This window comes from Corynebacterium nasorum (assembly GCF_032821635.1).
GTDB classification, from domain to species: Bacteria; Actinomycetota; Actinomycetes; order Mycobacteriales; family Mycobacteriaceae; genus Corynebacterium; species Corynebacterium kefirresidentii.
The window spans coordinates 15,313-27,321 of sequence record NZ_JAVBIE010000015.1 but is presented as its reverse complement, the minus strand read 5'-3'; the positions used below and the strand labels follow the sequence as shown (position 1 = coordinate 27,321).

The window sequence follows — 12,009 nt, the reverse complement described above, 5'->3', positions numbered from 1 at the left end:
GTGTGTCTATCCTTTCTGGGTTTAGGCCTGTACGCCGAACGGTAGAGTAAAGCGAACATCGCCTTCGACCATATCGCGCATATCGGTCAATCCATTGCGGAACTGCAGTGTGCGTTCAAGGCCCATGCCAAAGGCAAAGCCCGTGTATTCCTCTGGATCTACGCCTACGGCGCGAAGAACATTGGGGTTGACCATGCCGCAGCCGCCCCACTCGATCCAGCCAGCGCCGCCCTTTTTATTGGGGAACCACACATCGACCTCGGCCGAGGGCTCAGTAAATGGGAAGTAGTTCACGCGCATACGCGTAGTAGTTTCCGGCCCAAAGAGTACTTTGGCCAAGTGCTCTAGTGTGCCGCGCAGGTGAGCCATGGTCAGGCCTTTATCCACGGCCAATCCTTCTACCTGGTGGAAAACCGGGGTATGGGTGGCATCCAGCTCATCTGTGCGGAATACGCGCCCCGGGCAGGCAATATAAAGCGGCACGTCGCGCTCCAACATGGTGCGCACCTGTACCGGGGAGGTATGGGTACGCAGCACCTGCCTAGAACCCTCGCCCGAGACGTGGAACGTATCCTGCAAGGTACGTGCTGGGTGGTCCGGCTTGAAGTTCAGAGCATCGAAGTTAAAGTACTCTGCCTCGATTTCTGGGCCGTCCGCAATTTCCCATCCCATGCCGACGAAAATATCAGCGATGCGCTCAGACAACGCGGTAATCGGGTGAAGGGCACCGGTCTGGGTGCGGGTGGTAGGAATCGTGACGTCTACGGTCTCGGCTCGCAACTGCTCCTCGCGAGCTTGTTGTTCCAAGACATCCTTAACCTGAGCAAAGCGCTTTTCCATCTTGCCGCGGGCCATGTTGACGGCCTTGCCGGCGCTTTTGCGCTGGTCCTTGGGCAGCTGCCCCAGCGATTGGCGAGCCTGCGGAATATAGCCGCCGTCTCCTAGGTGTTCACGGCGGGCAGCAGCCAACTCATCTAGTGTTTCGGCTGCGTCGAAGGCTGCGATAGCCTTATCGGCCGCGGCCCCAAGAGCCTCTTCGGTCAATTCGATCTGCGGTGTATCGGACACGTATTTCGTACCTTCTTCTCGCGCGAAAACTAACGCGTGCAATCTTACTCTGTTGCGGCTAGCGCGACCGCGCCAGGGACCCCCTTTTCATTCGGGTCACACTAGTTATCCGCTTGCGCCTTAGCCGACTCATAAAGACAAATGCTTGCGGCAGTTGCGAGGTTAAGAGATTCTGCGCGTCCACGCAGTGGAATCCGGACCCGCATGTCTGCTTCCTCCAGCAGCTCGCCGAGCCCGTGTGCCTCATTGCCAAATAGCCACGCTGTTGGCTGAGACAGGTCTGCCTCCGCTAGGTCCACTTCACCGTCGGCAGCAGTTGCCACAATCTGCATGCCCGACTTACGCAGCTGACCCAGCACGTCTTTAATATTGGGGTCCCGCGCTACAGGTACGTGAAACAGCGAGCCGGCCGAAGCGCGCGCTACCTTGCAGCTAAGGGGATCAACGGTTTCACCTGCGAAGATAACACCATCGGCGCCCATTGCATCCGAGGTTCTAATCAAGGTGCCGGCATTGCCCGGCTCAGAAGTCAGCACGGGAACGGAAACGAGGCTTGGTTTGCCGTTCAGAATTTTGCCCGCGGACCAGAGCACCGGCTTGCAAAGCGCAAAGAGTCCCGTAGTCGTGGCTGTATCGGAAAGGTGCTTAGCTGCCTTATCGGTGATGGGATGGACGTACACTCCCATGTAGCCGCACGCAGTGATGATGTCACCAAAACGATCTGCCGCCTTCTCAGTAACAAAAACGTCGACTGCAGCACCAGTAGATACCGCCGCGTCTACCGCATTCTCTCCCTCAATGAGGAATTGCTTCGCCTTCTTCCGGTTAGCCGCACGGTGCAGCTTAGCTGCGTTAACAATGCGCGGAGTGCGTTCAGTAAAGGCAGAGTCAAAATCCAAATTCATGGCTACTACCCTACCTGCCAATTCTCTCTTCTCAGACTCGCCCCTGAGTCCCTTATAAGAACGAAAAATCCTGCTGCCGCACGGCAACAGGATCGTATAGGCGAGTTCTACTTAGCGAGCGGGACGCCGCGGGCGTCCTTGTCGTAATCACCGGCACCGGCGATGATCATGATGAACTCAATAAACACCCAAAGACCGAGGATGGCCCAGAAGGCGAATCCGAGCAAGAACCAGAAGGTAGCCCAGCCCAAGATATTGAGCACCAACTGTGACACGCCGAAAGTCGTTCGGCCAGTGTAAAAGTTGTGTGCACCGAACCAGCCTAAGAAAAAGCACAATAGCAAGGTGGCGATCCACGACTTCTGCTGGCCCGGAGCCACATACTGTTGCTGCACCGGGTAAGCACCCATGTTGGGTTGCGGTGCATAGCCTTGGCCATACTGCGGCTGGTAGTTAGCTTGCTGGTTATAAGGGTTGTACTGCTGACCCTGGTTATTGTAATCGGACGGGCCAGAGTACTCGCCATTATCAGGTTGGTAGTCTCCGTTTGGATTCGTCATTGGAAGTGTTCTCCTGGGGCTCGGCTTTCACGGGGTCTGGGATAAATCTAGCATGTGAGGCCAAGCACCCTAGTTAAACTAGGGTAACGAAAACCAAAATGCCCGCATCCCCCGGTTAACAAGTCCGGAGAATGCGGGCACGAAAGCTCTAATGATTAGGCAGCCTTAGGAGCGTTTACGTCCTCAGGCAGAGCAGCCTTGGCAGCCTCGCACAGTGCGGAGAATGCCTCGAAGTCATTAACAGCAAGCTCAGCGAGGATCTTGCGGTCAACCTCGATCTCAGCCAGGCGCAGGCCGTGGATGAGGCGGTTGTAGGTGATGTCGTTCATGCGGGCAGCAGCGTTGATGCGCTGGATCCACAGCTTACGGAACTCAGACTTACGGGCGCGACGATCGCGGTAAGCGTAAGTCATGGAGTGCAGCCACTGCTCCTTCGCCTTACGGTACAGGCGGGAACGCTGGCCGCGGTAGCCCTTAGCGGACTTCAGAATCGCGCGACGCTTCTTCTTGGCGTTAACTGAGCGCTTTACTCGTGCCACAGTGATACTTCCTTAATTCAGATTGTGATGGCGGATGTGGGTTGATTCGGCGCTACTAAGCGCGGCCGAGCAGACGCTTTACGCGCTTGGTGTCAGGCTTTGCGACTGCCTCGGTGCCCTTCAGGCGGCGGGTACGCTTGGACGGCTTGCCTTCCAGCAGGTGGCGGCGGCCAGCCTGCTCACGGCGCAGCTTGCCGGAACCGGTCACCTTGATACGCTTTGCGGTGCCCTTGTGGGTCTTCTGCTTCATGAGTATTAAGTCCTTAAATCCTACGTGGAATCTGGTCTACTTCTTGCCCTTGCGAACCGGACCCAAGACCATGGTCATATTGCGACCATCCTGCTTGGGGCGCGACTCAACGACGCCAACTTCGGCAACGTCATCAGCCAAACGCTCCAAGAGGCGGAAACCGAGCTCCGGACGCGATTGCTCACGACCACGGAACATGATGGTCACCTTGACCTTGGATCCCTTCTCGAGGAAGCGGACTACGTTACCCTTTTTGGTCTCATAATCGTGATCATCGATCTTTGGACGGAACTTCTGTTCCTTCACCACGGTTTGCTGCTGGTTCTTACGGGCCTCGCGAGCCTTCTGAGCCTGCTCGTACTTGAACTTGCCGTAGTCCATGATCTTGGCCACTGGGGGCTTTGCCTTCGGAGCTACCTCGACTAGGTCAAGGTCAGCCTCGTATGCAAGCTTGCGAGCATCATCGGTACGGACGATGCCCACCTGTTCACCACCGGGGCCTACCAAACGGACCTCGGGTACTCGGATACGCTCATTGATGCGAGCTTCAGCGCTGATTGTGGTTCTCCTCGATTAGGGGGTGTATGAGTAAGTAGTTCACCTACCGGGACCACAAACGAAGCAAACCCGGTCTGCCATAGACAGCCGGGAGTTCTCACAGTGCCAAGCATGAATGCTTGGTTACCTTTACCTTTATCCTACGAAGCGTGTTCGCGGCATCGGGTGGGAGAAACTCCGCTTGTGACCCACGAACCTCGACAAGGCGTCATGGGCGGTAGTGCCTTTGACACTAGCAGCTCCTCCCCCTCCTACCAAATTGCTACGTTCCTAGCGGGTTTTACAATGGGCGACTGCTTTAATGTCCCCTGCATCTACCCCAGTATCCACGATATCTACCAGCTGATGGGCGAGGTACTTAACCGCTGGTTCGGCATCGGCGTAGTCCTCCCCGTCCATCACGACAGATAGCGCTACTCCCACGCGCTTTCCATCCACCTCATGAACTCCAAACTGACGGTAGGTGTACTCGTTTTCTTCCTCATCCAGACCCCAACCACTTTTCGCACGGGTTCGCGGCTGCGCAGACAGACCTACCCTTTGCCAGGACACAATGTCTTTGAGCACCTTGTGGACGTAGTCCGCTTCTGGAATGCACGGCAGTTCAGCGCCAAATACTGCTTGGTCCTTTAACTCCCAGGTGGAATATCCAAAAGCGGAGTCATGAATATCTGCGTGTGATCCGTAGTCGTCGAGTAAAGCTTTGACCGCATTTTCTGCCGAGCCCTCGCGCCATTGCACCTGCGACCACAAGGCAAAAGCGGCATCATTATCAGATTCCTTGATAGCCAAGTCCACCAAGCTTTTATCCGCACCGTCTTTGAGCGCCGCAATGGCGATGGGCACCTTGATGGTGGACCACACTGGCCCCTCACCTTTATCGCCCGCCGCAAAAGTGTCTTCACCTGCGGAAATGGCGACCCCTACCTTTGCATGATACTTCTTTGCGGTTTTGTCCACCGCACGGTCAAGCTGAGCACGCACCTCAGCTGGATCCGGCACCGCAGAGGTAGTCGTTGACACTGGGGCATCTTCTATCTTGGGGTCGCTAGAGCAGGCACTCATAGTGAACAGACCGAGAGCTGCGAGCAGGCTAACTACAAGGCGGATATTTTTCACGCTTTGCCCTACTTCAACATGCCCTTTAGGTAGCCACCGGTATAGGAGCCATCTACTTGCGCAACGTCTTCAGGGGTTCCCTGCGCCACAACGGTACCGCCGCCCGCACCGCCTTCCGGGCCCATATCAACAATCCAGTCCGCTGCCTTGATGACATCAAGGTTATGTTCAATAACGAGCACCGAATTACCCTTGTCCACCAAGCCTTGGATAACCAGCATCAGCTTGCGAATATCCTCAAAGTGCAGACCAGTAGTCGGCTCATCCAGAATGTAAATCGTCCTACCGTTGGTACGCTTTTGCAGCTCGGAAGCTAGCTTGACGCGCTGCGCTTCGCCGCCGGAAAGCGTAGTAGCAGCTTGACCGAGGCGCACATAACCCAAGCCGACGTCGACAAGCGTGGCAAGGTAGCGGTGAATGGAGTTGATGGGTTCAAAGAAGTCCGCTGCCTCAGAGATGGGCATGTCTAGAACCTCGGCAATGTTTTTGCCCTTGTAATGCACCTCCAAGGTTTCGCGGTTATAGCGTGCTCCTTCACACACCTCACACGGCACATAAACATCTGGAAGGAAGTTCATCTCGATCTTGATGGTGCCATCGCCCTGGCACGCCTCACAGCGCCCGCCCTTGACATTGAAGGAGAAGCGTCCAGCCTTGTAGCCGCGGACTTTTGCTTCCTGGGTTTCGGCAAAAAGGTTACGGATCTTGTCAAAGACACCCGTGTAGGTCGCCGGGTTAGAACGCGGGGTACGGCCAATCGGGCTTTGGTCAACTTGCACCAGCTTATCTAGGTGCTCCACACCTTCGACGCGCTTGGCACGGCCGGGAACCTGGCGGGCGCGGTTCAGTTTATTGGCCAAAGTCTTGGCCAAAATCTCATTGACCACGGTGGATTTACCCGAGCCAGACACACCAGTAATGCATACCAGCACTCCCAGCGGGATTTCCACGTTGATGCCCTTGAGATTATTCTCCCGAGCACCAACCACCTTTAGGGTGCGGTCCTTATCAATCTCTCGGCGCTGGTCCGGTACGGCGAGCACCTTCTTGCCGGAAAGGTATTGTCCGGTGAGGGACTCTTCTACCTGTTCGATTCCGGATGGTTCGCCTTGGTAGACCACTTCGCCACCATATTCGCCCGCACGCGGGCCTACATCGACGAGCCAATCTGATTCACGGATGGTGTCCTCATCATGTTCGACCACGATGAGGGTGTTGCCAATATCGCGCAGCCGCTGCAGGGTTTTGATGAGTCGCTGGTTATCACGCTGGTGCAGACCAATGGATGGCTCATCGAGTACATAGAGGACTCCGGCCAAGCCGGAGCCAATCTGAGTAGCCAGACGGATACGTTGCGCCTCACCGCCGGAAAGCGTAGACGCGCCGCGATCGAGCGTGAGGTAATTCAAACCGACGTCCAGGAGGAAACGCAGGCGGGCTTGAGTCTCCTTAAGCACTGCCCCGGCAATGATTTCCTCACGGTGCCCCAGCACCAGGGAGTCTAGGAACTCAGAGGCGTCTTCAATAGAGAGCGCACAAAGCCCGGCAATGGACTGCTCACCGTGAGTCGTGGAGGCCAAGCGGACGGCCAAGATCTCCGGCTTCAGCCGGGTGCCCTTACAGGTGCTACATGGCACGCGGCGGGTATATTGCAGCAGGCGATCCTTTTGGGATTGAGAATCGGTAGTTTCCAGCTTGCGGTGAATAAACCCGGTAGCGCCTTCAAATGGGGCGGTCCAATTACGCTGGCGCCCGTAACGGTTCTTATATCGAACCTGGACTTCCTCATCGGTGCCATAGATCAGCGCGTGGCGCTGTTCCTCGGTTAATTCACTCACCGGAGTTTTGGGGTCAAACCCCATAGCCTTGCCTAAACCCTCTACTAGCTTGACAAAGTAGCGGGAATTGGGGCTGGAGTGCCACGGTTGAATGGCATCTACAGCTGGAGCATCTGGATCCGGAATGAGCAGATCAACATCAACTTCCAATTTGGTACCCAGGCCATCACACACCGGGCAGGAGCCAAACGGAGCATTGAAGGAAAAGGCACGGGGCTCGTATTCTTCAATGGTCAACGTGTGGCCATTCGGACAGGCCGCCTTCTCCGAATAGGTATGGGTGAGTTCTTCCCTATCCACGAACTCAATGGTGACTAGACCATCTGCCAAGCGCAGCGCTGTTTCCACCGAATCCGTTAAGCGTTGCTTTTGCGAGGCCTTTACCTGCAGGCGATCAACCACTACCTCAATATTGTGCTTGATCTGCTTCTTCAACTTGGGCGGATCGCTTAGCTGATAGGTCTCCCCGTCCACTCGGACGCGGGAATAGCCCTGAGCGGACAAATCCTGGAAGAGATCAACAAACTCGCCTTTGCGCTTGCGCACCACCGGTGCGAGCACCTGAAACTTCAGTTTCTCTTCCAGCGCCAGCACGGCATCGACGATTTGCTGTGGCGTTTGGCGCTCGATTACGGCATCACACTTTGGGCAGTGTGGCGTTCCGGCACGGGAGAAGAGCAAACGCAGGTAATCATAGATCTCCGTAATCGTGCCCACCGTAGAACGCGGATTATGGTTGGTGGACTTTTGATCGATAGACACTGCGGGTGACAGACCGTCAATAAACTCCACATTAGGCTTGTCCATCTGCCCCAAAAACATGCGGGCATAAGAACTCAAGGATTCTACGTAGCGGCGCTGGCCTTCTGCGAAGATGGTGTCAAAAGCCAGCGAAGATTTACCAGATCCGGAAAGACCAGTAAAAACAACCATTTTATCGCGAGGGATATCGATATCCACGCCCTTGAGGTTGTGCTCGCGGGCACCGCGCACCACCAAACGATCAGCCACTGTGCTCAGACCTCCAGTACTAGGGATTGCAATCTTCCCTCGAATGTACCCGTAGGCTGGGAAACATGACTAACGAGCTTCAGTTACATCAGATTTCTGTGTCCGAGATGGACAATAACTGCTACCTTTTGCAGGCGGGCGAAGAAGGCTTGCTTGTCGACGCCGCCGATGACGCCCCCGCACTCCTCGACATGGCCCAGAAGGCCGGCGTTAAAATCACCGCGGTACTAACCACCCACCGCCACTGGGACCACGTACGCGCACTCAAAGAGGTTCTCTCTGAGACCGGCGCTATCCACTACGCGTCCTTCCTTGATTCTCCGGCTATCCCAGCCGAGGTAGACGTTGAGCTCCGCGAAGGCGACTCCATCAAGTTCGCGGGCCTCGACCTCCCCATCATCATCTTGCGCGGCCACACCCCAGGCGGCGCCGCACTAGTTACAAACATCGATGGCGTAATTAATCTTTTCGTGGGCGATTCACTCTTCCCGGGCGGCTTGGGCAAGACCACCTCTGAAGGTGACTTCGTACGCCTGTATAAGGACGTCACCGCGCGCATCTTTGATGAGTTCCCGGACAATACGATCGTGCGCCCCGGTCACGGCAAGTCCACTACCTTGGGCGAGGAGCGCCCCAAGCTGGAAGACTGGTGGGAGCGCCGCTGGTGATCCAGTGGCCAATTTCCGCGTACAATGGTCTAGCACACGATAGGTCTAAAACAACGAGCTAAGGAGCTTTAAGGACTATGATTCGCAAGCTTGCCCGCCCCATGCTGGCATCTGTATTTGTATGGGAAGGCGTAGACAACCTGCGCAACGCGTCCGAGCATGTAAAGGAAACCGAAGGTTTCCTCAAGACCGTGCGCAAGGCCGTTCCTTCTGAGTACCAGGGCTATATTCCCAATGACCCGGAACTGGTTACCCGCGCTATTGGCGGCGCTAAGGTAGGCGCCGGCTCCACCTTGGCTCTGGGCAAGGCACCGCGCACCTCCGCTGCGGTTCTGGCCGCCGCAACTCTGCCCAACTTGATCGCTAAGAACAACTTCTGGGCTGCAGATAACAAGGAAGACAAGGAAACTCGCCGCAACGGCTTCCTTACCAATACCGCTTTGCTCGGCGCCTTGTTTATCGCTACCCAGGACACCGAGGGCAAGCCTTCCCTTCGTTGGCGCGCACAAAAGGCTGGTCAGCGCACGAACAAGAAGATTCAGCAGGCGCTGCCTACCAAGTCTGAGTCCGAGCAGAAGCGCGAAGAGCTCTCCGCCCGTGCCAACGAGTTTTCCACCAAGGCCGGCGACTGGATCAACGAAACCTCTGCAAAGGCACAGGCATATGTAGATGACAACAAGGATGACTGGCAGTCCACCGGCCGCGGGTTGCTCGATACCGCAAAGTCTTACGTTGACGATGCCAAGACTTATGTTGAAGACAATAAGGACGATTGGCAGGAGTCTGGCCGCGATTTGCTGGGCAACGCAAAGTCCTTCATTGAGGACTCTGTCGATAACGCCAAGACCTATGTTGAAGACAACAAGGGTGACTGGCTTGAGGCCGCACAAGCCAATCGCGACACCGCCCGTACCGGTGCTGTAAAGGCCGCTACCAAGGCTCAGGCACGTGCAGATAAGGCCGTCGCCAAGCTGGATGGTGCGAAGTCCAAGCGCGCAAGCAAGAAGGCTTCCAAACACGCTGACAAGCTGCAAAAAGAGGCAAATAAGAAGATTGAGGCAGCAATCAAGAAGCTGGAAAAGCGCTCTAAGTAGCCACAACTTCTGCGGCCGAATAACTCGGCGGTGATACACGGCCCAGCCTTATGCTGGGCCGTTGTTCTTTGTCACGGCAGGGTCTAAACTCATCTCTCCCCTTGCCGGACAGCGTGCCCGGCCCATCACTATTAACGTCCAATTACCAAGGAGTCACGTGAACTCAGCATCCAATAGGCACGCGGCGGCTGCAGGTTCCTCGGAGCGCACAGCCATCGCTACTGAGCAAGATTATGTGGACGGACTTTTTTCGCGCCTCGACGATGAGGTGGCGGCAGCCAATAGAAGGCTTAATGAGGTGCAGGCGGATGTAGATCCTTCCACGCCGGACGCGGACGCCTTGGTGCGCCGAGAAACCGAATACCACGGGCTGCAGGCGAAACTTGATCGTCTCAATGTGGCCCAAATGGGCCTGGTCTTTGGCCGCATTGATATCGACGCCCCCGGCGATAATCCCACCCCCGAAGGCCTAGACCGCCGCTACATCGGCCGCATGGGACTAGATGCACGCGAAGATGACTATCGCACACTGCTTTTAGACTGGCGTGCCCCCATGGCGCGGCCTTTCTATCTCGCTACCACGGCCCAGCCGGAAGGCGTCCACACCCGTCGCCAAATTCGCACCAAGGGACGCACCGTCACCGGAATACACGATGAGGTACTTTCCGGCCCCGGTGTGCGAGAAGAAGAAGCAGGCGTCGCGAGCGAATCGGCGCTCTATCACGCCATGCAACGGGCACGTACCGGCCACATGGCGTCAATCGTGGAGACCATCCAGCGAGAGCAAGACGAGATTATCCGCGATAACACCCGCGGCGTCATGGTAGTAGAAGGCGGCCCAGGTACGGGTAAGACCGCTGTTGCTCTGCACCGTGTGGCTTACCTGCTCTATACCCACCGCGAACTACTTTCTGCCACGGGCGTCCTCATCGTGGGCCCTAATAGCAGCTTTTTGGACTATATTTCACGCGTGCTGCCAGAACTGGGCGAGACTGGCGTGGTGCTATCAACCATCGGCGGGCTCTTCCCCGGAATCGAACCAGAGCACGAGGAAGACCTCGTCGCTCGCGAAATCAAAGGTAGTGCCGCCATGGTGGAGATTCTCTCCACCGCGGTCAAGGACTATCAGCTTCTTCCTGCCGACCCACGCGAGCTGGCAATTGACGGACTCAGCTTAAGCGTTACGCCCAACATGGTGAAAAGAGCCCGCACCCGGGCCCGGCGCTCGCGAAAGCCACACAATGAGGCTCGCGGTGCCTTTATTGAGCACCTCGTAGAAGACCTTGCATTGCAGATGGCTGAAAAAGTCGGGGCCGATCCGCTCGGCGGGAAGAACCTCCTTTCGCGCGCCGATATCGATCAATTCCACGATGACCTTGCAGAAGATACGGCCGTTACTGCACTGATCGATGAGTTCTGGCCCGAGCTCCACCCCACCAACGTGCTTGCTGGCCTATTCTCCTCACCTGAGCGCATTGCCTCTGCTGCCCGCGGGTACGACGACGAAACTCAAGAGGCGCTCTACCGAGAACAAGGTCGAGCATGGACAGATTCGGATGCCGCCCTCCTAGATGAGCTAGCCGTCCTCATCGGCCTGCCCAACCCTGAGGAAAAGAAGGCAGCCGATGATGCTGCGTGGCGCGAACAAGTGGCAGACGCAGAAGACGCCCTAGATATCTTGTCTTCTTCCGAGTCCACAGATAATGACGATGACATGTTTGAAGCGGAAATTCTTTCTGCCCATGATGTCATCGACGCCGAGACCTTGGCACACCGTCAGGAGGTACGCGATAAGCGCACCACTGCCCAACGCGCCCGCGAAGACCATACGTGGGCGTATGGTCATATCATCGTGGACGAAGCCCAGGAATTAACTCCCATGGAGTGGCGGATGCTCTTTCGTCGTTGCCCTTCACGGTGGATGACCTTGGTGGGCGATACTTCCCAGACCGGCTCACCGGCGGGTGTTGATGATTGGGGCGAGGCTCTGGAGCCGTTCGTGGCGCAGCGCTTCCGCCACCATTTTCTCACCGTCAACTATCGCACCCCGCAGCCCATCACTGAGCTGGCTAATGGACTATTAGAGATGATTAACCCTGATGCCATCCCGGCTACAGCCATCCGTGATGGCGTGCAGGTGCGCCGACTTGCACAGGGCAGCTACACCCCTGGTGTACACAGGGAGGCAGACGGCAGGCTCACAGCAGTTATTGACGCCGCCACGGCAGAACGTTTCAAAGGCTTAGAGTTTGACCATGTGGTGGTACTCGATCCGAAGAGGTTCGTCGATGCCTCCCCGCAGGGTTTGCAGAATCTCTATGTCTGCATCACTCGTGCTACCCAGTCGCTTACCCTCGTCGGTGACTGCGGCGAAGTTCTTTAGGCTCCCGTAAGCTTTA

The 12,009-nt window shown here is 56.5% G+C and carries 11 protein-coding genes; 3 read left to right on the top strand and 8 right to left on the bottom strand.

The genetic code is table 11. The features are described from left to right. Positions 1 to 21: 21 nt before the first annotated feature. From pheS to uvrA, 8 genes are all read right to left on the bottom strand, one after another. Entirely contained in the window at positions 22 to 1,068 is a 1,047-nt protein-coding gene (gene pheS / locus RAE07_RS10880; RefSeq protein ID WP_023021638.1) for a phenylalanine--tRNA ligase subunit alpha, read from the bottom strand. A gap of 101 nt (positions 1,069 to 1,169) precedes the next feature. Further along, positions 1,170 to 1,973 carry a TrmH family RNA methyltransferase gene (locus RAE07_RS10875; RefSeq protein WP_316328564.1) on the bottom strand — a complete coding sequence of 268 codons (804 nt, stop codon included), beginning with the start codon at positions 1,971 to 1,973 and terminating at the stop codon, positions 1,170 to 1,172. Between the two features lie 107 nt (positions 1,974 to 2,080). Continuing rightward, entirely contained in the window at positions 2,081 to 2,533 is a 453-nt protein-coding gene (locus RAE07_RS10870) for a TM2 domain-containing protein (RefSeq protein ID WP_248100369.1), read from the bottom strand. 155 nt (positions 2,534 to 2,688) lie between these two features. Then, on the bottom strand, positions 2,689 to 3,072 hold the full coding sequence (rplT, locus tag RAE07_RS10865) for a 50S ribosomal protein L20 (protein ID WP_005323264.1): 384 nt from the start codon (positions 3,070 to 3,072) through the stop codon (positions 2,689 to 2,691). Positions 3,073 to 3,127: 55 nt separating this feature from the next. Further along, positions 3,128 to 3,322 carry a 50S ribosomal protein L35 gene (gene rpmI / locus RAE07_RS10860; RefSeq protein WP_023021641.1) on the bottom strand — a complete coding sequence of 65 codons (195 nt, stop codon included), beginning with the start codon at positions 3,320 to 3,322 and terminating at the stop codon, positions 3,128 to 3,130. 36 nt (positions 3,323 to 3,358) lie between these two features. Further along, on the bottom strand, positions 3,359 to 3,880 hold the full coding sequence (gene infC / locus RAE07_RS10855) for a translation initiation factor IF-3 (RefSeq protein WP_080970442.1): 522 nt from the start codon (positions 3,878 to 3,880) through the stop codon (positions 3,359 to 3,361). Positions 3,881 to 4,150: 270 nt separating this feature from the next. Then, on the bottom strand, positions 4,151 to 4,999 hold the full coding sequence (locus RAE07_RS10850; RefSeq protein WP_316328581.1) for a serine hydrolase: 849 nt from the start codon (positions 4,997 to 4,999) through the stop codon (positions 4,151 to 4,153). An 8-nt stretch (positions 5,000 to 5,007) separates the two neighbouring features. Further along, a complete protein-coding gene (gene uvrA, locus RAE07_RS10845) occupies positions 5,008 to 7,848 on the bottom strand; it encodes an excinuclease ABC subunit UvrA (RefSeq protein WP_023021644.1) in 2,841 nt (946 codons plus the stop codon). A gap of 65 nt (positions 7,849 to 7,913) precedes the next feature. Here uvrA and RAE07_RS10840 point away from each other — a divergent pair, with 65 nt between their 5' ends. The 3 genes from RAE07_RS10840 to RAE07_RS10830 all read left to right on the top strand — a co-directional run bounded on the left by RAE07_RS10840 (position 7,914) and on the right by RAE07_RS10830 (position 11,993). Beyond that, positions 7,914 to 8,516: an MBL fold metallo-hydrolase gene (locus RAE07_RS10840; protein WP_200287571.1), complete on the top strand. Its 603-nt coding sequence runs from the start codon at positions 7,914 to 7,916 to the stop codon at positions 8,514 to 8,516. A gap of 77 nt (positions 8,517 to 8,593) precedes the next feature. Continuing rightward, entirely contained in the window at positions 8,594 to 9,610 is a 1,017-nt protein-coding gene (locus tag RAE07_RS10835) for a DoxX family protein (protein ID WP_316328580.1), read from the top strand. Between the two features lie 157 nt (positions 9,611 to 9,767). Further along, on the top strand, positions 9,768 to 11,993 hold the full coding sequence (locus tag RAE07_RS10830) for a HelD family protein (RefSeq protein WP_316328579.1): 2,226 nt from the start codon (positions 9,768 to 9,770) through the stop codon (positions 11,991 to 11,993). Positions 11,994 to 12,009 lie beyond the last annotated feature (16 nt).

Excerpts from the sequence above, each read along its gene's own strand:
- RAE07_RS10875 (WP_316328564.1), bottom strand. The coding sequence starts at position 1,973 with ATGAATTTGGATTTTGACTCTGCCTTTACTGAACGCACTCCGCGCATT.
- RAE07_RS10835 (WP_316328580.1), top strand. The coding sequence starts at position 8,594 with ATGATTCGCAAGCTTGCCCGCCCCATGCTGGCATCTGTATTTGTATGG.
- RAE07_RS10870 (WP_248100369.1), bottom strand. The coding sequence starts at position 2,533 with ATGACGAATCCAAACGGAGACTACCAACCTGATAATGGCGAGTACTCT.
- RAE07_RS10840 (WP_200287571.1), top strand. The coding sequence starts at position 7,914 with ATGACTAACGAGCTTCAGTTACATCAGATTTCTGTGTCCGAGATGGAC.
- rpmI (WP_023021641.1), bottom strand. The coding sequence starts at position 3,322 with ATGAAGCAGAAGACCCACAAGGGCACCGCAAAGCGTATCAAGGTGACC.